The following is a 20,043-nucleotide window of genomic DNA, read 5'->3' as shown; positions in this document are numbered from 1 at the left end:
ACAAGGCGCTCCGGTGTGATGTCGTTGTCCCATGCCGAATAGCACCGTGTTGGTCACCGGAGCCCGGGCGCCGGTGGCGCTGCATCTGGCGCGGCTGTTGCACGGCGCCGGGCGGCGGGTGATCCTGGCCGATAGCCCGGCACATCCGATCGCCGCTGCGAGCACGGCATGCGCGCTTTATCGCCGCTTGCCGCCGCCGCGTTTTGCTCCGGACGCCTATGCCGAAGCGGTGGAAGCGCTGGTGCGCACCGAGGGCGTCGAACTCGTCATCCCGACCTGCGAGGAGGTCTTTTATCTCGGCCAGCTTTGGCGCGACCGCGTCATGCCGGCCCGTCTGTTTGCGCCTGACATGGAGCTGCTCGCCCGAGTCCATGACAAGCATGCTTTAATCCGGCTGGCTGAGAGCCTCGATCTAGCCGTGCCGGAAACGACGCTGCTGCAGAGCAGGCATGATCTACAGGCCGTGCGCGACCGGTCGCGCGAACTGGTGCTCAAACCGGTCTGGTCGCGTTTTGCCAGCCATGTCCTACTGCGCCCGCCACCTGAAGAACTCGATGTGATCAGCCCTTCACCCGAGATGCCATGGGTGGCGCAGCGTTTTGTCGCCGGCGATGAAATCAGCGCCTATGCGGTGGCGCTGAACGGCAAGCTCAAGGCGTTGGCGCTCTACCGTTCGCTCTATCGCGCCGGCAAGGGCGCCGGCATCTATTTCGAGCCGGTCGACGATGCAGCCGCCCGGCGCTTCGTGGAAAGCTTCGTCGCCGGCACCGGCTGGACCGGACAGATATCCTTCGACCTGGTGCGCGAAAAGGACGGCCGGGTGCTGCCGCTGGAGTGCAATCCGCGCGCCGTGAGCGGCCTGCATTTCTTCCGCGATCCGCAGCACTTCACCGACGCCGTGCTTGAGGGCGGCGGCGAGGTGAGACCGGATGTCGTGGCACCGCAGACGGTGCGGCTGGCCATGTGGGTGTATGGACTGCCAGCAGCCTTACGATCCCTGGAGATCGGACGCTTCCGCCGCGCGATGCACGAGGCCGGCGAACTGCTCGACTGGCCGGGCGACCCCGCACCCAAACGGGCGCAGTGGCGCGCTCTGGCCGAAGTGGCCGGCACAGCGCTGCGCCAGCGCATCGGCCTGGCGGCCGCGTCGACGCATGACATCGAGTGGAACGGACCGCTGCAGCACCAGCCAGGTTGATTCAAGGTGCCGAGACAGGATCAACCGGCTTCGCATAGAGCTGCAGGCCTAGCGCCTTCGTCACTCCCAGCAGCGTGCTAAGGCGTGGATCGCCCTTGTCGCTCAGCGCTTTGTACAGCGCCTCCCTGGTAACGCCGGCCTCTTTCGCCACAGCCGTCATGCCGATAGAGCGCGCGACATCGCCGAGAGCGTGCGTGATGAGTGCGGGGTCCCCGTCTTCAAAAGCGGCCTCGATATAGGCAAGGCGATGTTCCGGTGTCTTCAGGTACTCGAGAATATCGAAGCGAGTGGTTTCGAGAGGCATTGTCATATGTCCTTTGCCATCTGTTTCGCCTTGGCGATGTCGCGCTTCTGGGTGGACTTGTCACCGCCACACAGAAGGATGATCACGGCGCTTCCAATCTTCACGAAGTAGACCCGGTAGCCGGGGCCATGATCGATGCGAAGCTCGCCTATACCGTCGAAGTACTTGGCATCACCGATGTTGCCGATCTCGACCCGGCGGATGCGAGCGACAACGCGTAATCGCGCCGCTGTATCGCGAAGGCTGTCGAGCCATTTGGTGAAATCGGCGGTCAGCCGGACGTCGATCATCTGTGAACTATAATTTACAGATAAGGCCAAATCAAGTGCTGTGAACTTTAGATTACAGCTCGATCTGATGCTTCCTCGGCTCCGCCGCAGCCGGTGGCATCTTGCCGTCGATGATGGCTGCTATGTCGCGTCGCAGGAAATCCAGCGGGCCGATCGTGGGCAGCGCCTGCGGCGCGTGGCGCGCATTGTCGCTGGCCGATTTCAGCACCCGGCGGTCCTGCTCCAGCGCAATGGTGAACAGCGGCTTGAAGGCCAGCGCCTTGAGGTGGCCAAGTCCGCTTTGGCGTGGCCCGATCAGCCAGCCGACGCCCTCGACGGTCCGCTCATCGGCCTGGCGCAGATGGAACGTCGTCGCCAGCACGAGACCGCGCGCGCCCCAATATTCCAACTCGGCGATGCCGGGGTAGCGGAAGCGGCCGACGGTCTTCGTCCGCTCGCCTTCCAGCAGCCGGCTGATCAGCCCTTGCTGGCGCTCCTCACCGGTGTAGCAGGCCTCGACCCAGCCTTCGCCGCCGGTCACCTCGACGCGAACCGCATGCCGCCTGGCGCTCAAGCCGCGCAGCAGCCCCTTGTGGGTGAAATGCGTATGCGTCGCGTCGAGAATGTTTTCCGCCGCGTCGATCACCGTCGATTGCGTCGAGGAGCGCACGCGCCGCACGATCACGTCCTGGCCCTGCATGCAATGCAGATAGGGCTCACCCTCGGGCGTCCCGGCCGAGACGAAGACGACGCCGTCTCGCTCGATCGCATGGTAGCGCCGCACCCGGTAGTGCGGCAACTTGCCGACATGGCCGGGAATGGCGGTGCAGCGTCCTTCGCCGTCGAAGCGCCAGCCGTGATAGGGGCATTCGATGTCGCCGCCGACCACCTTGCCGGTCGACAATTCGACAAGCCGGTGCGGGCAGCGGTCGAACAGGGCGTTGACCTTGCCGCCGGCACGAAACAGCACGACGGGCGTCCCCTCGAACAGGACGCGCTGCGGCTTGCGGCCGACATCGCCGGACAGCGCCACGGCCTGCCAGTGACCTTTTTGCTGCTGAGCCTTGTCCTTGCTCACAGTTCAAATCTCCTGAGTAGAGGAATGCCGACCAGCGCCAGTACCCGTTCCATGATCCGCACCGCCATGCGCCGGCCGAACGGCAGATGGTCGACATAGACGGCGTTGTATTCGATCGTCGGCGCAGCACCCCGCCGGCGTTTGAAACCGGCGGCACCGGCGCTCATGTTGAAGAACAGGCCGCGCGCCGTCGCGTGGTCCTGTGCCATCGCCATGACCATGCGGTAGAGCCCGTCGCTGATCGGCAGGCCGGTATCGTAGCCGACGATCGGCTGGGTCAACGTCGCACCGTTCTCGAACAGGCCGGTGACGGCGACGAGCTGGCCGTCGCTGTCGCGCAAGCCGGCCAGTTGCAGGATGCCGCGGCGATGCATCTCGCCGATGTAGCGCGCCGTGTAGTGCGGATTGAGCGGCGTGTATTTGTCGAGATAGAGCAGGCGATAGAGCGCTTCGCTCCTGATGTAGTCGGCCTCGCTGAAGTCGCGATCGCCGACGATCTGGAAGGACGTCGTGCGCAGCCGGTTGCGGTCGCGCTTCATGTCGCGCGTCATCGGCGGCGCGGCACTGCGGTCGGCGAAGATGTAGACCTGCCGCGCCGCCAGCATGCGAAAACCTTCCGCCTTCAGCGCCGCGATGGTCGCCGGGTCGGCGATCTCGTTCAGCGAGCGGATGACGATGGCGCGCTCAGGGAAACGCGCCGTCAGGCTGGCACGGATTGCCGCGATCGCCGGACGATCGAGCAGCGGCACCGGATTGGTCGAGTAAAGCCAGTTGTTCAGCTGCACCTGATGGTCGAGACCGCTCGCCTTGACCAACGGCGCGCACAGGCCGATCAACGCCCGCACCGCCCGCTGCAGCAAGGGCGCCGAGACGAAGTTACGGGTCTCGTCGATGGCATAGTCGATATAGGCGCTCGACGGGCAGCAGATGTAGCAGTTCGGCGCCTCGCTTGCGTCGTTCAGTGTCAGCGGAAAGGCGCGTCCGCCGATCTCGAACGGCTCGACGGCCACCGTCAGATTGCCGATGAGGTCGCGCACCGGAATTTCGTTGAAAAGCCGCGCGAACGCTTCGACCTTGCGCGGGTTGTTTTCAACCCGGTCCGCCTGTTCCTGGCGTTGCGCGGTGAGGGTAGGCCGGTTCACGGTGCTGCTCCCAGCCGGCATTCGACGCGGCGCAGCTTGCGGGTGGTGTCCAGCGGCAGCGGCGCGCGCACGAGTTCGACGGACACCGTCGCCTGGCGCGAGGCCAGCAGCGCGCGCACGCCAGCAAGCGCGGCCGCCGCCGCCTCATTGGCGAGGCCGGGCGGCAAGCGCAGTTCGACGGTATCAGGTGCGGTCTGGATCAGCCTGAAATCGTCGATGCGCCGGTCCGCCTTCAGCACCGCGTTGCGCAATATGTCGGGCGTCACCAGGATCTGTCCGTGCGCGGAAGCGAGCCGGAAGGCGTCGTCCATGCGGCCGACGATCTCGTCCACCGTGCGCAGCGGCGAGCCACAACGGCATGGCGCCTTGGACAGGCGCAACAGATCGTTCATCCGGTATCGCGCCATGATCTGCGTCTGGCGGCGAAAGGCGGTGACCAGCGGCGTCACCAGCCCATCGCCCACCGGCTCGAATTCGAAGAACACCGAATCCTCCGCCAGATGCAGTCCGCCCTGGCGGCACGTGACCGCGAACAGCCCTTCCGTCGCCATGTAGATCTGGTCGAGCGCGCGGCCGAAGAAGGCTTCGATGACAGGCCGGTCGACCGTATCCAGCGTTTCGGCGGCCGAGAAGATGCGCAGCGGCTTGAGCCGGAAGTTTTCGGTCGCGAAGTGCCGCAGCATTTTCGGCGGCGCGATGATCACCGTCGGCGCGAAATCCTCGAGCGCTAAGCGCCAGCGTTCCGGCCCGAGCGTCAGGTCGAAGAAGCTGAGGTCGATGCGCCGGGATGTGCGGGCGCTGTCGTAGAGTCCGGTGTTCTGCGGCAGGATCACCGCCACGCGCTGCCGGCGCCAGAGCAGGTCAGGCATGGCCTTGGCCAGGAGCGAGCCCAGCCAGCGATATTTTTCCGCCTCGGAAATGACGAACAGGCCGCGATTGCCGGACGTGCCGGTGCTGGCGCCGACGGTCAGCTTGCCGATGCGGCCGTCTCCGGCAACAGCGTTCCAGGCCTCGGCGGCCGAGATGCCGCTGATGTTGAAGCGCTCGAAATCCGCCATCAGCACCGCCTTGTCGATCACCGGCAGCGCGCCGAGATGGAGCGGCGCCTTGCCGTAGAACGGCGCGCGCGGCAGGTCGCGGTCGAGCCAGTGGCGCAGGGCGCGCGCCTGCCAGCGCTCGAAATCCTTGCGGCTCTTGCGCGAGACCCAGCGGGTGACGGCAAACGACCTGAACGCTTCGCCGAGCCCGTTCATCCGCCCTCGCTGTCCAGATCGTAGGACGTCGGCTTCGGATCGTGACAGAACATGACCTCGCCGCCGACCGTCAGAAAACGCCTGAGCGTTGCGCTGGTAGGTTCAAGTGCTGAGGCATCTTCGGCGAGCAGGCTTGCCGGGAAACCCGGCGTGCGGTTCTCGACAAGGGCGGCGAGCAGCCACTGCGCATCGACGGCGTAGAGCAGCGGGCGGTCCAGCCTGGGGAACAGCAGGCCGAACTGGCCGTCGGCATGGCCGCGCAGATCGACCGCGAGCACGCTGCCGTCGCCGAACAAATCGGCGCCGCCGGGTATGCCGTCGCTCGGCTCGATCTGCTGCTTCGACGACAGCCCGTCGAGCCGGCTCTCGAAATCCGCCGGAAACAGCTCGGTGAAAACGCCATGGCTCAGATTCTGCCAGGCCGTTCTGGCCTTCGCCCGCGACCAGGCCGCATCGCTGGCGATGAAGCGGGCATGGGGGAACAGCGACAGGCCGGAGATGTGATCTGCATGGAAATGCGTGACGATCACGGTGCCTACGTCCTGAGGCGACAGGCCGAAACGCTTGAGCACCGGCAGCGGCTGTTCGGCTTCATTGAGTTCGGGCCTGAGTGCCGCGCCATAGAAACGCAGCGCGGCACTGCGGTCGGCGCCAGTGGTGGCGTGCGGCGTATAGCCGGTATCGATCAGCACAGGGCCGGCTTGCGGATGGATGATCAGCCCGTAGCGCACGCGCAACCGGACGGTCTTCCAGCTGCCGCCGCGCAGGATCAGGCGCTCGGCAGCAGCGACCCAGGCACTGTTGGCGAAGACGACCTTCAAGGTGCTGCTCCCCAAGAGGGGGCCCCTGCCGCGAAGGTGCGATCGAGCCCTTTTTCGAAGGATACTTTCGGGACCCAACCAAGCATGCGCCTTGCCTTTGAAATATCGAGGCTCTGGGCATAGGCGAACAGGCCAAGAGCATAGCGGGTGACCGGCGGCTCGGGCTGACCCGGCAGGCGCTGAGCCACCGCCTCCATCACGCCCGCCGCCAGCATCGCCGGCCAGAGCGGCATTTTGCGCCATCGCGCCCGCTGGCCGGCGCGTGCGCAAGCTTCGTCGGCGATGCGGCGCACCGGCAGCACCTCGCCGCCAGAGACGTTGTATATCTCGCCTTCGGCGGTGCTGCCGGCCGCAAGTGCGGCCAAAATTGCATCGGCGACGTCGTCGACATGGGTCAGGTCGATGCGCGCTCTGCCATCGCGAAACAGCGGCAGCGGCCGCCGCCGCGCCGCCTCGAGCAGACGCGGCAGCAGCGTACGGTCGCCGGCGCCGTAGATACCGCGCGGCCGCAGAATCACAGGCCCGGTTTCCGGCGTCGACAGCACGATCTCCTCGGCCTGCCGCTTGGTGCGGGCATAGTGGTTGACCGGCGCGGGCAGGGCGGTGTCTTCGCTGACATCGAGCTGGTCGCGCCAGGCAAAACAGACCGAGGGGCTGGAGATATGGACGAAGCGGCGCAGGCCCTGCCGCCGCGCGAAATCGGTGAGGTTGCGGGTCGCCGTGACGTTGGCCGCCTGAAAATCCGTCAACCTGCCGAACGGCGCGGAAAGCGCGGCGCAATGGACGATCGCATCCATATCGCCAATCTGCGCTTGGGCGGCGGCATCGAACGGCTGTGACAAATCATGGCGGATGACCGCATGTCCGGCAGCTACCAGTGCCGCGCAGCGCGACGCTTCCCGGCCGAGGCCGAGCACCGATGTGCCGGATGCCGCCAGCCGCGCCATGACATGCGAGCCGAGGAAGCCGCTGGCGCCGGTGACGAGCACGCGCCCCATGCTCACGCTTCCAGCGCCATGCCGCCGAACGACACGCCGGCCGAGGTGCCGAGGAACAGCACCTTGGCGCCCGGCGCGATGCGGCCTTCATGGCGCGCGATGTCGAGCGCGAAGGGAATGGACGCGGCGATCTGGTTGCCGAAGTGCTGCGCGATGTCGACCAGCTTTTCCCTGGCAAAACCGGTCTGGCGCGCCATGTGGGCGAGCGCCAAGGGGCTGGCCTGGTGCGGCACGACGATGTCGACATCGTCATGCGTCCAGCCGGCCCGTTGCAGCAGATCGGCGACGAAGCCGTTGAAATGGCGTGACGTGACGCGAAACAACTCCTTGCCGTCCATATGGAACAGGGCATGGTCCGCGAATTCCTGGGGCTGGCGATGGAAGTCGAAACGGGTGCCGCCGGAGCCGATGCTGCAGGCGTCGTAGGCGGAGGGATAGGTGCGCATCAGATTGGCCCGCACCGCTCCCTCTCCGGGTGCCGCCCGGCGCAGCACGGCGGCCGCCGCGCCGTCGCCGAACAAAGCGGCGATTTCCGGCTGCTCCTGCCAGGGCAGGGCGCGCGAGGCGATCTCTGAAGAAAACACCAGCGCCGTTTCGCATTGCCCGGCCTCGATCATGCGGGCGGCGGTCTCGAAAGCGGTGAGGAAGCCAAGGCAGGTGCTGTTGACGTCGAAGGCGGCGGCCGAACCGTCGGCCATCCCAAGGCGCTGCATGACCAGCGGCGCCGTCGATGGCAGCGGCTGGTAAGGCACACCGCAACCGCCGATGACCAGGCCGATATCGTGCGCCTCGAGCCCGGCATCGGCCAGCGCCAGGCGCGCCGCGGTAGCGGCCAGGTCGACCTGCGATTCATCTGCGCAGACATAGCGTTCGATGACGCCGGTGGCGGCCTCGAGCTGGCCGGCGCCAAGGCCCAGCCGCTCGTCGAGGCTGCGCGACGTCACGCATGCCTCAGGCACCGCCCGCCCGGTTCCGATGATCTTGATCCGCATTCCTCATCCCGCCGAGTGAGTTGCGCTTTTCTAACCCGGTTCGCGGCCGATGGTAACAGCGCGGCAGCGATATTCCACCAATCGCCGCTGCCGGCGTGGTTTGCGGACACATCAGCCGCTACGGCAGGCGCGAGCCTGCAGCCTTTGTTCCGACGCTTCCTGCCGGCCGCGGCGAGTTCGGTGCAGGCAAGACCGTGCGGGTCTCCGGTTCTTTCAAATCGAAAACTTAGCTGGCGTACTTTCGAATTGGATAATATGCCGGAACGTATCATACACGTTACGGGAACCAATGGCGATCAAAGGCATTCGGCGTCGCGCCATCTCATGGCGCGCGCCGTGAACGCGAGGTGCAGTGGTCTACGAGGGCTGCGGGGGCATGCGGTGGGGATGTGCTCGAAAGCCCGCGTCGACCAGAGCGGCTCGTACCGCCGCAACCACAGCAGAGCACATCCGCTTCCAGTCGAAACTTCCGTGAACGCGTAATATGCTGGCGGTAGAGCCCGGGGCTGGCATATCGCCGCCGACCCATCTCCCCACCAAGGGGAGATGGGTGCTCCTGGGACAGTCGCTCAGATTTCCACGGGATGGGCGGTGGCCTGGTGCTTGGTGAAACGCGGCAGCAGCCCGGTGCACAGCGCCAGCACCAGGATGATCGCAAGCTGGATGGCGATGACGGTGCCGAAGGCTTGCGCAATGCCCGCCGGCTGCAGCGCCAGATAGAGCGTGCCCAGCGTTGCGACGCCGAGCGCCAGCCCGGACTGCTGCAGCGTGATGAGAGCGCCGCTTCCGACGCCGGCGAGGTGCGCGGGAACATCGGCGAGAACGGCGCGGAACAAGCCTGAAAACAGCATCGATTGTCCGGCGCCGATCAGCACCAGGGGCAGGGCCAGTTCGACCAGGCTCACCTGCGGCCAGCCGGAAACGATGATGCCGATCAACAACGCCAGTCCAAGCGCCTGCAAGAGGCCACCCGCGGCAAGAGCGCCGCGGCCGAAGCGGTTGATCATGCGCGGGCTGACCACGGAGCCGATGAAGAACATCACCGCCATCGGCAGGATGGCGAGGCCGCTTTCGAGCGGGTTGGCGCCGAGCCCGTTCTGCACGGTGAGCGCGAAGACGAACATGAAGGCGCCGAAGCCGACGCTGAACAGGGTGATCATGGCCAGCCCCCGCGACATCGAGGGCAGCCTGAGCAGCGACGGCGGCAGCAACGGCACCTCGCCGCGCGCCTCGGCAGCCCGTTCGACGATCACGGTGAGGACGGCGAGCACCACGGCGGCGGCCAGCATCATCTTTGTCCATGCCGGCCAGCCGAGCGAGTGGCCTTCGGTCAGCGGCACCAATAGGGCCGTCAGCGTGGCGGCAAAAAGCACGGTGCCGGGCAGGTCGATGCCGGTGGGGTGCGGCGAGCGGTTGGCCGGCACGACAAGTCGCGAGGCGAAGAACACGATGATGCCGAGCGGGATGTTGATCAGGAAGATCGGTCGCCAGGAGGTGCCGAACAGATTGGCGCTGACCAGCAGGCCGCCGGCGAGCTGACCGACAACCGCGGCAATGCCCGAGGTCGCGCCGTAGAGCGCTATCGCCCGGGTCTTGCGTTCGGCCTGCAGCGTCGCCTGGAAGGTCGCCAGCACCTGCGGCACCAGCATGGCCGCCGTGGCACCCTGGACCAGCCGGGCGGCGATCAGCGCGTCGATGGTCGGCGCCAGGCCGCACCCCAGAGACGCCAGGATGAAGCCGGCAAGCCCGACCAGAAATAGCGTGTGCCGGCCAAAGCGATCGCCGAGCCGGCCGCCCAGCACGAGCATGGCGGCATAGGCAACGCCATACACGGAAACCACAAGCTCGAGCGCGGCCGGTGTCGCGTGCAGCGAGGTGGAGATCGTCGGCAGCGCCACGTTGACGATGAAGAAGTCGGCGACTGGCAGGAAGGCGCCGGCGAGCAAGACGTAGATGCCGACCCCGTGCAGCCCTCCGGCGCGGGCCATGGAGCGGGGCGAGTGCCAGGCGGGGTTTGGTGAATCGGTCATTCGGGCCTCCATATGGTTATATATAGATAGTTATGTAAACATAATCATTATGGACATATACATATCTGACGGGACGCTGTAAACTCCGCTCATGGAAACCGATCGCGAATCGTCCGCACGCAAAACGCCACCCCCGGCGGTTCGCTGGGCGGATCTGGCCGACCTGATCCTCATCATTGCTCGCGAGATCCAGTTCCAGGGATACCGGGATGAGCGGGCGCTATCCCTCACGCAATCGGAAGGCATGGTCATGCGTCACCTGGTTGCACACGCCTCGGCGACACCCAGCCAGATTGCCGCCGCAATCGGGCTGCAGCGCACCAACGTTTCGACAGTGCTGCGCGACCTCGAAGGCAAGGGGCTCATCGAGCGCCACGTCGATCCGGAAGATCGCCGCGGCGTCAGCGTCCACCGCACGCGGCGCGGGGCCGACAACTACGCGCTGGTGCGCAAGGAATGGGGTGCTGCCGTCTCCGCCGCCGCCGGCGGCGATACCAGCAAGCTCGACGATGCGCTCGCTCTTCTCAGGTCGATAGAAGCCGGCCTTACCGCGACGCGGCCGACCGAAGGCGCGGTGCGGGGCCGCCGTCGGGAGACTTAGCGGCGGGGCCACTTGCCTTCCAGGGCTGCGCAAATCGCGGGGGCAACGCCGCAACAACAGCAGAAACACATCCGCGGTCATTAGCGTCCGTGAAGCGGAATTTGCGAAGGGCTCGCCCGCGACGGAACGGGAAGCCCCGATCCGCGTTTCATGGATCGGGAGGGCATCATGGCTCGACCTGAGATGGCGATGCCTGTCGACGAGGCTCCGGCGCCCCGCGTGTCCGACGCGTTCGCCAGTCGCCTGACCTCGTCCGAGCTGGTCGGCACCATGTCGCATTTCCATCGCGCCGAAATTGCCCGCATGGCCGGCTGGCGCGACAGGCTGGACCGAACCAGCAACTGGGCGATCACCGTGGTCGCCGCCATGCTGTCGGTCTCGCTGTCGACCGCCAGCGCCCATCACGGCGTGCTTTTGTTCGCCATGCTGCTGATCACGCTGCTTTTGTGGATCGAGGCGCGGCGCTACCGCTTCTTCGACCTTTACCGGGCGCGGGTGCGCCAGTTCGAACGCTACTATTTCGCCCAGATATTCTCGCCGCAGCCCGACTTCGCCTCCAACTGGCTGGTCATCCTCGGCGAAGGGTTGCGGGCGCCACGCTTCCTGATATCGCAGCCCGCCGCGCTCGTGCGCCGGCTGCGCCGCAACTACATCTTCATGTACATGATCCTGCTGCTGGCCTGGGTGGTGAAGATCTCGACGCCCGGCCTGCAGCACGAGGGCGCTGCAACAGGCATCGTCGGCTCGCTGCGGGAAGTGGTTGCAGGTGCTGCCCTCGGCCCGGTGCCGGGCACCGTCATCGTCATCGTGATCCTGATCTTCTATGCCGGCCTGTTGGTGGCGACCTTTTTGTCCCCCGACGACAAAGGCGAGCTGTCGCATGGCGACGCGCATGTCTGAGGAGCTTGCGGGTTTCAGAGACACCGCGCTTGCGCAAGGCATTGCGATCAATCGAAATCGATGACCTGATTGTTCAGAGGCAATTCGTTCACATGCTGGCCATTGTGTCCGTCATCGCTGATCTCGGCGGGCGCGCCGCGCTCGATCGGATCATTGTCGGCCGACATCAAGACAACGCCTCTGCTCTGGAACCGCGTAAATTCGAACGGAAGTCCGTTGGCGTCGAGGGGTGAGGGACCGTCCATCAGATGGAAATGAAGGTGGGGAGCGGTCGTATTGCCGGTATTGCCGAGCAGGCCAACGACATCGCCGGCCTTCACCCGGTCGCCCAGCTTGAAGCGAAGGCTGCCGCGCTGCATGTGGGCATAGAATGCAAAGGCGCCGTCGCCGATATCCACGACCATCATGTTGCCGCCGATGTTCTCGGTGGTGATCCCCTCGATCTTGCCGGGAACCTGCTCGTCGGCTTCATCATAGAGGTTGACGACGACGCCATCCGCGACCGCATGAATCTCGGCGCCATAATAGGCGTAGCTTGCCGTTTTGGCGGGATCGCCGGTAAAGACGCGGCCGCTTGCATCGAGCTTCAACCAGTCGATCGCAAAACGTTCGGGCACGCGAAGCGATCCGTTCACCGCCATCAACGCCCCACGATGGGACGTAAGTTGGTCGCAGCAGCCATTGACCGCGAGCCATCCCGTTCCACGCAGGGGAGGCTGCACGAGGCGTGCCGGCTTTCCAACCGGTGTCGGCGCAGTCGTAAAGGTGACCGTCGCCGGCAACGGCTCGGTGGGCGGGAAGGGCGCGGGTTTTCCGTCCGGTCCGGAGATTTCCCTGCTCACCGTCAGCCTCGCCGCTACATGACCGAGTGCCTCGCTTCCCGGTGCGACGGTCGCGTCGATGAGCACGGCAGCCGATCCGCCCGGCGGCAGCTTGTCGCCGACGCCACCGAACGTGGACGTCATGCCTGCAAGCTTGTCCTTGTCGGCCGACCACAAGACATTCGCCGCCGGGTCGAGCACTTCAACCCTGTCGATCGTCATGAACAGATGGCTGGTGTTCACCACCAGGAGTTCATAGGCCAGGTGCAATTTTCCATCGGCACCCCTCACCGGGTTCGGCGCGCTGATCGGCTTCACGCTCAACGAACTCAGCACCTCTCCTTCCCTGAGGGATTGCGCGGAACCTGACGTAGCGAGGCATGTTGCCAAAGCGGCGACGATAGCGAGGCGGAGCAAGCCGGATCTCCTCCAACGATGCGGTCAGCAATTTTGTACAGTACGGCAGGCCGGAACGCTACGGATCCCATGCATCAAGCCGCGACCTTCGCCATGGCCAGCGCTACTCATGTTGCGTGGAAGGCACTCCTGTTGCGACATTCGCGCAGTGGACGCCGACGGTGATTGCGCAGGCGCTCAAACTGCAATATTGCAGCGCTTGGCCGATTGAGGGCGGCCACCCCTGTCCAAAAGGTCGTCGCCCCATGTCCAATGACAATTCGCGCCTTATCGCGTTCCTCGCCGTCGTGCTCGCCTTGCTGTGTGCCGGGCTTCATTTTCACCAGGGTCACATCGCTGCGACGATTTACTTCATGACCGGGGCGATCCTGCTGACGGCGGTCACTCATTTGAGCGTGCGAAAGCGTCTCATCTAGCTGCCCGGAATTCTCGGAACGGCCAAACCCCTTTTGTTGCTTGCGCTCGTCACGGCTTTGCCAGACCCGTTCTGAATGCAACTTCCACGCTTGCTGTTTGCTGCCTCCTGACAGCAGACATTCCGGCGACCCCGCTGGAGGTCGTAGTTGCGCCGCATGCCGGCCGTTGAAGTCAGCTTTTCTATTTTCCGCAAGCAGTCATCGAGTGTGATTGCTGGATCGGCATTTGCCCTAGAGGCGGACTTTGGACGAAGATGATTGTCGCAGACAGATCGGAGTCACCTATCCCGCCGCTTTTGGCGCGGCGAAATAAGTTACCACCAGCGTCAGCACGGTCAGTATCCCGGCAACGACGCTGGCCCCTGTAACGCCACCAGCGTAGAGGGCGGCTGTGCCTGCCCAGCCGACCGACGAAAACCCTTCGGCGAATGTAGCGATCCGCGAGGAGGTCTGGCGACGATGAAATTGGGCACGCCGCGCCTGCGCGCGGAACCAAAGCTGGATCATCGTCGCCGAGATCGCCGCCAGTGCCGAGCCGACTGCCAGAACCAACGCGTGTCGAGTCGAAACCATCGCGAAAGCCAGGACGAATGGGGCGACGACGACTATGATTGCGCGCAAAACCGCCTCGACCTTTGCGCGTATGATGCTTGTCGCGGTCACCGGCGCGGTCGCCACCAGGTCGGGTGCATCTTCACCGGAAATGGCAAGCCAGGCCAGGCCGCCGGCCAACTGCCCGGATGCCATCACCAGCACGGGGATGATCAGAACCAGCGCGTCCGTGCCATGGCCATAATTCTTCCACAGCAATATCGCGGGTGGCAGCATGTAGAGCAGTTGCATCAGGCTTTGCGACATGAGCCAGGGATCGCGCAGCAACAATGTCCATTCCTTGTGGCGCAAGGCGTGTCCCGGCGACGTCAGACGAAACGACCCTGCCTTGCCTTGGCGGATCGAACCGCTCTCGCCAATGTTGGCGGCGAGCGCCGTGTAGCGCACGAAGCGCCATGAGAAAATTGCAATGGCGGAGGCGGCCAAAGCCACCGCACAGCCAAGCACCCAGGCCAGCCTCACGCCGTCGCCAAGCGCGGCTCGCGCCGGCCACCACACCAAGCTGTCCTCGGGCGGTGAAAGCGCGATTACCCACTCGTCCCGCAGGACCGCCAAATGCGAGAGCGTGTCGGTCGTGAAGATAGCGATGACCTGCAGAGAGATGACGAACAGCGCGCCGACGACTGCGGCCACAAACTGGGCGGCAAAGCGCGTGCGCCGCGGGCCTACGACGTTGAACAAAAACGCGGTTAGCGTGATGGCCAGGGCAGCTGCAACGCACCCCGTCGAGAACACCACGCCATAGGCGGCCAGCCATTGAGCTCCCTCGCGCCAAGCTAAGACGTTGATGAAGGGCGATGCGATCAGCATCGCCATGGTGCCGATCGAAATCGCGATCATCGTCAGGCGCACGACAAAGACCCGCCGCAGCGCCACCGGGGATGAATGCAGCAATTCCAGATCGGCGCGGGCATACAGCACACGGGTCGCCGCCTCCATCGCCTGCGAGGTCATCAGGAAGAAATAGAGCAGCACACCGCTGGTCAGCAGCAGATAGTTGGCGCGCGAAACGGGAAAATCGGCGGCGGTGAAACGTCCAATCACAAACAGCGCGAAGGCATGCGCGAGCAGCACGCCGACTATCAAGAATATGCCTATCCTGCGCGAACGCCCCTTCTTGCCCGCAGTGAAGAGATAAAACCAGTCGCGCCAGGAGAGGCGCAATTCATGTGCCGCTAGCCAACCGATCGTTGCGGGATGGGCGCTCATGCCGCTTCGGCTACCAGAGCCAGGAAGGTATCTTCGAGGGTTCCGGCGCCATGGCCGGCCTGCCGCCGCAGTTGCTCGAAAGTGCCCTCGGCGATCAGCCTACCCTTGGCAATGACTCCGATGCGTTCAGCCATGCGCTCGGCCACCTCCAGAATGTGCGTCGTCATTATGACCGTTGCGCCGGCATCGACGCGTTCGCGCAACACCCGCTTGACCTGACGCGCCGAGCCGGCATCCAGGCCGGTCAGCGGCTCGTCAAGGATGATGATTTCCGGGTCATGGACCAACGCTCCGGCCAACGCCACCTTCTGTCGCATGCCCTTCGAAAAGCCGCTGCAATGCGTGTGTGCATGCGGCGTCAGGTCCAGCAGATCGAACAGCTGCCTTGCCCGTTCCTGCGCCGTGCTTGCCTTGACGCTCCACAGACCGGCGACGAATTCGAGATATTCGAATGGCGTGAGCTTGTCGTAGATCATCGGTTCGTCCGATATCCAGGCAACGATGCGCTTGGCTTCGACCGGGCTTCGGAGCGCGTCGCGACCTGCAATGGTGATCGTTCCCGCATCCGGTTGCAGCAGCCCCGCGACCATGCGCAGCGTCGTTGTCTTTCCGGCGCCATTTGGGCCAAGAAGGCCGTAAAACTCGCCCGCCCTGACGGTCAGGTCGAGGCCAGCCACCGCAGGCTTGTCGAAGCTTTTGTAGAGCCCACGAATTTCGAGCGCGTTAGCAGTGGTCGTCTCATCGGCCATGGCAGTCTCCAATGGATGGAGTTGGTAGCCCGGCAACGGTTTCCCAGGGGTGAAGGCCGCACCCGTGCGTGAGACGCCGTGTCCCATTGGTTAACTAACGGTAATCGGACCCCGTGCACGCCGACCATCCGGGCTCGGCTACCCCTGGCAGGGTAGCGGGATAGCGGCCATTCGGGTGGCCGCCGCAATTCAACGGCAAGCTGTCCTCATTTCAATCATTCAAACGCGATTTCGACGATCTCAAGGCCTGCATGTAGGCATATGATGCCGCGACAAGCTCGGCGATCTGAACGTGTAGCGTTCAGTATTGAGGTGTGACAACTTGGCGGCGGGCTCAAACCATGCGGTAACCATACGGCCGAGGCCGCGGTGGCTTCGATTTCGCTAGCGGGCGTTCAAATTAAAGGGCTGCAACGCCCTCGATACATGTCGTAACGTCGCCACCGATCCAAATCTGATCTTCGACCAGCTCCACATGAACACGTCCTTCCCGTCCAAGGACGGTACCCTGGCTGGCAATGTATGACGGAGGCGCGATGCCGTTGCCAATTAACCATTGAGCGATGCCAGCGTTTAAGCTGCCGGTTACCGGATCTTCAAAACCGGCCGCGGTAAAGGCACGCACCTCGAAATCTGCATCCCGCCCATCCTTCGTAGGATCCCAGGGAGCAACGACACCGACCCGCAATCCGGACAGAACGGCGAAATCCGGGCGCAGCGCCAGGACGTCAGTCCTGGAGCGTAGCAGAACAGCGAGCCAGCCGGGGCCATTGTCCACCCAATTGGCGTCGATGATGTCATCAGAGGTCAATCGCAGACCTTTGATGGCTCGCGTCAGTATGTCGAGTTCCACCGGGCCCGAGCGGCGCAGTTCGGGGGCTCCGAAGGAAAGTCGTTCATTGTCGCGCCGAATGTGGATTAGTCCTGCCTCGCACTCCTGGACAATGTCGCCACTCTTTGGACTTCCACCGGAAGACAGCCATACATGGCAACTCCCCAAAGTGGGGTGGCCCGCGAAGGGCAACTCAGCAACAGGCGTAAAGATTCGAACGCGGTAGTCGGCATCCGCCGACCTCGGCTGTAGAAGGAAGGTCGTTTCGCTAAGGTTCGTCCAGCGCGCGAAAGCAGCCATCTTAGATGCGTTCAAGGCATCTGCTCCGATGACAACCGCCAGCGGGTTACCTAACAAAGCTTTGGAGGAGAAAACGTCAACCTGCTGGAATGAAAATTTCGTGTTTCCGTGTCCCACCGTGATGTCCTGACGTTCTGAATTTACGCGGCTTTGCCGCATTCGGTGCAATTTGGTTGACGGCCCAGTTCCACGGCTCGAGGGTCGCTGCCACCAACCGCTCTTTCTCCCCTCGAGACCAGCGTCGACGACGCTCGACCGATGTAATCACCTCAACAAGCTGCTTTGTCATAGGACTGTTCCTAGTGTTTGCACTAGGACTTGCAGCCTTCAGCCTGCCTCAGCAAGGCGGCCGTCACCGGATGGGTACACCATGCGCGCGATAAGTGAATTAGAAGTTGTTTAAGTCCGCCTGAGCAATGCCCCCCATCTCATCGGTGATTTGCAGGGTTTGAGCTGGTCCGCTCGGCCAACTTAGACCCATGCAATCAAAGAACTGTTTTAAAAGCGCTCGATCGAAATGACCGCTCCACGTCCCCATCATCTCCGCGGCAGCCTCCGGAGTGAAGCCCTTCTTGTATGGCCGAATAGACGTCAAGGCATCGAAAACATCGCAAATCGCGACAACCCGTACCGCGGCACCGACCTGTCCGTCTTTTAAGCCATCCGGATAGCCGGACCCGTCCAGCTTTTCGTGATGATGAAGGCAGATTTTTCCCACGATTTCCGGTAGACCCTTCGTCCTCGCCAGCATTGCATATCCTTCGCGCGGGTGGGTCTGCATGACTGCCATCTCATGAGCCGTGAGCTTGTCGGTCTTGGTCAGAATGGCAGTCGGGATGCGAATCTTTCCGATGTCGTGCAGAAGACTGCCAACGGACAGTATCCGGACCACATCACTGTCAAGCTTGAGGTGTCGCGCGAATAAGCCGACAAGGGCACAGACTGCTACTGAATGTTGGAAGCTGATCTCATCCTTTGTCTTGAGCTTGGTGAGGTTCAAGACGCTTGCCGGGCGAGTGTATAGGAGCTGGTCGACGACATCGACAACCGCCTCCACTTGCTGCCGGTCAATGCATATTGATGAGGCTGCGTTGCTGAAGATCGAGCGGACCATCCCGGTCGCCTTCGTCATCGCCGCCTCAGTGTTGGCGGGCGCTGAGCTCTCATTGGGTTTTGGTAGCTCGGCCGTCGAACTGGTCGGCCCGATCCCCTTTGAAAGATCGATGACAAGCGTCGTTACCGAACTTTCGCGAAGCGCCTCCAGCTCGGCCGGGCTGGATAGTTTGAACTGGCTGGCTGCAAATGGGCTGCGTAGCCATTGCTTGCCGAACCCATGAATAAACATGCCGAGACGGGCATCATTCTTGTCGATCTGCAGAAGCATGGAATTCGTCATGCAGTGCTCGCTTGGTTGGCCTTTCGCTCGAAATCGTCGGAGCGACCAAATGCTTGGCCGATACCAACGTCTAAAGTTGCCCGCATCGCTGGGGGCGCCTACTTCAAGGCAGAGCGCATACCTGCCCGGAAATTACTCTCTCTCGGCTCTCAACCCTCGTCGCCGTTCAACGTTACGGCATGTTGGTAAACTTTCCTTACCCTATCGAGCAGGCGACAAGATCGTCCCGCAGTCATCCCGGTACCATACTCGAGAACGCTCGGTTCGATTTCGGTCCGGCTCTGCCGATTGGCCTAGCAGGACAAATAGCGAGTTTCGGGTGCTGACCGCAGTGTGCAGAACGTCGGACAACGGGTCGGCTGCAGAACGGCAGCTCTTGGCCCAAGGGCAAGCCAAAAAGCCGCCAGTCCGGAGACGGCCCAAACCGGACGCCTATTTGTCTCGCGCTGAACGTCGCCAGTTGGCGCCAAGCCGACCTTCGAAAAGCACGTTTGAACTGTCAGGCGTGAAAGCGGAACCATTCGCTCTGCCCGCTCTTTCTCCCGAAGCCAATTCGGGCAAGGAGCAGCATGATGAAAACTTTGGCCAATATTTTCGAGCATACCCTTCAGGACATGTATTACGCCGAGAACGCGATTACCAAGGCTTTGCCCAAAGTGGCCAAGGCCACGACGGACGCCAAGCTAAAGACGGCTGTGGAGGACCATCTCGAAGAAACCAAGGGGCAAATCAAGAAGCTGGAGCAGGTGTTCAAGTCGATAGGCAAGAAGGCCTCCGGCGAGAAGTGCGACGCCATCGAGGGCCTTATCAAGGAAGCTGACGGACTGATGGAAGAAGCGTCGGGGACGGCTCTCGACGCCGGCCTGCTGGCGGCCTGTCAGGCAGTCGAGCACTACGAAATCTCCCGGTACGGGTCTCTGCGGGAATGGGCAAAGGACCTCGGGCATGACGAGGCGCACAAGCTGCTCAGCGAGATCCTTGACCAGGAGAAGGCAACCAACAACAAGCTGACGAACCTCGCGGTCACGTCGATCAACAAGACAAGTTGATCACCCGGCCTTAGGTGATGTCGCTGCTGTAGCCGCCGTGCTTCACTCGGATTTCAAGGCCGCTTTTGCCAGCCACTCGCGCACTTGCTCAGTTGTGCGGCGTTCCTGCAGGCCCTCCATTGCAAAGCCCTCGGCGAAACGCGCCTGCGGTGCGGCCTGTGCGACCACGTCGCGGCTGTTGCCCAGCCCATAGCCGCCGTGCAGATTGAAGGGCACGATCGTTTTCCCGGCGAAGTCTTGGCTGGCCAGAAAGGAGCGGATGATCGGAGGCGCCGAAGCGCCCCAGATGGGAAAGCCGAGGAACACCGTGTCGTAGGCGGCCAGGTTGTTGACCGTCGCCTTGAGCGGCGGCAGATAATTCCGCTCGCGCTCTTGCGTCGCCTGCTCCACGGTCGCGAAGTAGTCAGCCGGATAAGGCGTCGCCGGCTCGATTTCGAAGAGGTCGGCCTGGAGATCGCGGCTGAGCAGGCCGGCAATTGTGCGAGTGTTGCCGCTGCGCGTGAAGTACGCCACGAGGATCTTCTTCTCGCCCTGCGATGCCGCGTCGGCTGGTGTGACCGCGGCCGCACTTCCAGCCGCGAGCGGCAGGAGCAGCGATGACATGAGCACCTCCCGTCGGGTCGGGTTGTTGGTTTCGGCCATGGTCGTGCTCCAGC

20 protein-coding genes are annotated in these 20,043 nt (G+C 63.6%); 5 read left to right on the top strand and 15 right to left on the bottom strand.

The genetic code is table 11. The features are described 5' to 3' along the window. Positions 1-31: 31 nt before the first annotated feature. Positions 32-1,198, top strand: a complete 1,167-nt coding sequence (locus LHFGNBLO_RS27660) for a hypothetical protein (RefSeq protein WP_258602452.1) — start codon at positions 32-34, stop codon at positions 1,196-1,198. 1 nt (position 1,199) lies between these two features. On the opposite strand, the gene LHFGNBLO_RS27655 is transcribed toward LHFGNBLO_RS27660, so the two are convergent. The 9 genes from LHFGNBLO_RS27655 to LHFGNBLO_RS27615 form a co-directional block, all read right to left on the bottom strand. Then, the gene (locus LHFGNBLO_RS27655; protein ID WP_258602451.1) at positions 1,200-1,502 is read right to left on the bottom strand and encodes an addiction module antidote protein; all 303 of its coding nucleotides are present in this window, start codon (positions 1,500-1,502) and stop codon (positions 1,200-1,202) included. A gap of 2 nt (positions 1,503-1,504) precedes the next feature. Next, complete coding sequence (locus LHFGNBLO_RS27650; RefSeq protein WP_258602450.1) at positions 1,505-1,792, bottom strand: type II toxin-antitoxin system RelE/ParE family toxin; 288 nt, start codon at positions 1,790-1,792, stop codon at positions 1,505-1,507. Between the two features lie 52 nt (positions 1,793-1,844). Then, a complete protein-coding gene (locus LHFGNBLO_RS27645) occupies positions 1,845-2,849 on the bottom strand; it encodes a Rieske 2Fe-2S domain-containing protein (protein ID WP_258602449.1) in 1,005 nt (334 codons plus the stop codon). Next, positions 2,846-3,991, bottom strand: a complete 1,146-nt coding sequence (locus tag LHFGNBLO_RS27640; RefSeq protein ID WP_258602448.1) for a GNAT family N-acetyltransferase — start codon at positions 3,989-3,991, stop codon at positions 2,846-2,848. The genes LHFGNBLO_RS27645 and LHFGNBLO_RS27640 overlap by 4 nt, the downstream gene beginning before the upstream one ends. After that, a complete protein-coding gene (locus LHFGNBLO_RS27635; protein WP_258602447.1) occupies positions 3,988-5,244 on the bottom strand; it encodes a F390 synthetase-related protein in 1,257 nt (418 codons plus the stop codon). Before LHFGNBLO_RS27635 ends, LHFGNBLO_RS27640 begins: the two co-directional genes overlap by 4 nt. Then, a complete protein-coding gene (locus tag LHFGNBLO_RS27630) occupies positions 5,241-6,065 on the bottom strand; it encodes an MBL fold metallo-hydrolase (RefSeq protein ID WP_258602446.1) in 825 nt (274 codons plus the stop codon). The genes LHFGNBLO_RS27635 and LHFGNBLO_RS27630 overlap by 4 nt, the downstream gene beginning before the upstream one ends. Continuing rightward, positions 6,062-7,063 carry an NAD-dependent epimerase/dehydratase family protein gene (locus tag LHFGNBLO_RS27625; protein WP_258602445.1) on the bottom strand — a complete coding sequence of 334 codons (1,002 nt, stop codon included), beginning with the start codon at positions 7,061-7,063 and terminating at the stop codon, positions 6,062-6,064. Before LHFGNBLO_RS27625 ends, LHFGNBLO_RS27630 begins: the two co-directional genes overlap by 4 nt. A gap of 2 nt (positions 7,064-7,065) precedes the next feature. Next, positions 7,066-8,055 (bottom strand): 3-oxoacyl-[acyl-carrier-protein] synthase III C-terminal domain-containing protein, encoded by a 990-nt coding sequence (locus tag LHFGNBLO_RS27620; protein ID WP_258602444.1) that lies wholly within the window; start codon positions 8,053-8,055, stop codon positions 7,066-7,068. Positions 8,056-8,624: 569 nt separating this feature from the next. Further along, complete coding sequence (locus LHFGNBLO_RS27615) at positions 8,625-10,085, bottom strand: MFS transporter (protein WP_258602443.1); 1,461 nt, start codon at positions 10,083-10,085, stop codon at positions 8,625-8,627. A gap of 91 nt (positions 10,086-10,176) precedes the next feature. Here LHFGNBLO_RS27615 and LHFGNBLO_RS27610 point away from each other — a divergent pair, with 91 nt between their 5' ends. Further along, positions 10,177-10,686 (top strand): MarR family winged helix-turn-helix transcriptional regulator, encoded by a 510-nt coding sequence (locus LHFGNBLO_RS27610; protein ID WP_258602442.1) that lies wholly within the window; start codon positions 10,177-10,179, stop codon positions 10,684-10,686. 168 nt (positions 10,687-10,854) lie between these two features. Beyond that, the gene (locus LHFGNBLO_RS27605) at positions 10,855-11,586 is read left to right on the top strand and encodes a DUF2270 domain-containing protein (protein WP_258602441.1); all 732 of its coding nucleotides are present in this window, start codon (positions 10,855-10,857) and stop codon (positions 11,584-11,586) included. A 47-nt stretch (positions 11,587-11,633) separates the two neighbouring features. On the opposite strand, the gene LHFGNBLO_RS27600 is transcribed toward LHFGNBLO_RS27605, so the two are convergent. After that, on the bottom strand, positions 11,634-12,743 hold the full coding sequence (locus LHFGNBLO_RS27600; RefSeq protein WP_258602440.1) for a M23 family metallopeptidase: 1,110 nt from the start codon (positions 12,741-12,743) through the stop codon (positions 11,634-11,636). A gap of 326 nt (positions 12,744-13,069) precedes the next feature. On the opposite strand from LHFGNBLO_RS27600, the gene LHFGNBLO_RS27595 reads away from it, so the two are divergent. Further along, the gene (locus LHFGNBLO_RS27595; RefSeq protein WP_258602439.1) at positions 13,070-13,240 is read left to right on the top strand and encodes a hypothetical protein; all 171 of its coding nucleotides are present in this window, start codon (positions 13,070-13,072) and stop codon (positions 13,238-13,240) included. A 282-nt stretch (positions 13,241-13,522) separates the two neighbouring features. Here LHFGNBLO_RS27595 and LHFGNBLO_RS27590 read toward each other — a convergent pair whose 3' ends face one another. From LHFGNBLO_RS27590 to LHFGNBLO_RS27575, 4 genes are all read right to left on the bottom strand, one after another. After that, positions 13,523-15,061: a permease gene (locus LHFGNBLO_RS27590; protein ID WP_258602438.1), complete on the bottom strand. Its 1,539-nt coding sequence runs from the start codon at positions 15,059-15,061 to the stop codon at positions 13,523-13,525. Then, positions 15,058-15,810: an ABC transporter ATP-binding protein gene (locus LHFGNBLO_RS27585; RefSeq protein WP_258602437.1), complete on the bottom strand. Its 753-nt coding sequence runs from the start codon at positions 15,808-15,810 to the stop codon at positions 15,058-15,060. Before LHFGNBLO_RS27585 ends, LHFGNBLO_RS27590 begins: the two co-directional genes overlap by 4 nt. A 400-nt stretch (positions 15,811-16,210) precedes the next feature. Then, positions 16,211-17,059 carry a PhzF family phenazine biosynthesis protein gene (locus tag LHFGNBLO_RS27580; protein WP_258602436.1) on the bottom strand — a complete coding sequence of 283 codons (849 nt, stop codon included), beginning with the start codon at positions 17,057-17,059 and terminating at the stop codon, positions 16,211-16,213. 271 nt (positions 17,060-17,330) lie between these two features. After that, a complete protein-coding gene (locus tag LHFGNBLO_RS27575) occupies positions 17,331-18,338 on the bottom strand; it encodes an HD-GYP domain-containing protein (protein ID WP_258602435.1) in 1,008 nt (335 codons plus the stop codon). A 572-nt stretch (positions 18,339-18,910) separates the two neighbouring features. Between LHFGNBLO_RS27575 and LHFGNBLO_RS27570 the strand changes: the two genes are divergently transcribed. Further along, complete coding sequence (locus tag LHFGNBLO_RS27570; protein ID WP_258609925.1) at positions 18,911-19,387, top strand: ferritin-like domain-containing protein; 477 nt, start codon at positions 18,911-18,913, stop codon at positions 19,385-19,387. Between the two features lie 42 nt (positions 19,388-19,429). Here LHFGNBLO_RS27570 and LHFGNBLO_RS27565 read toward each other — a convergent pair whose 3' ends face one another. Beyond that, on the bottom strand, positions 19,430-20,029 hold the full coding sequence (locus tag LHFGNBLO_RS27565) for a flavodoxin (RefSeq protein WP_258602434.1): 600 nt from the start codon (positions 20,027-20,029) through the stop codon (positions 19,430-19,432). Between the last annotated feature and the right edge of the window lie 14 nt (positions 20,030-20,043).

Source organism: Mesorhizobium sp. AR10 (genome assembly GCF_024746795.1).
GTDB lineage: Bacteria > Pseudomonadota > Alphaproteobacteria > Rhizobiales > Rhizobiaceae > Mesorhizobium.
The sequence above is the reverse complement of the archived record's forward strand: the minus strand, read 5'-3'. Positions and strand labels throughout refer to the sequence as shown.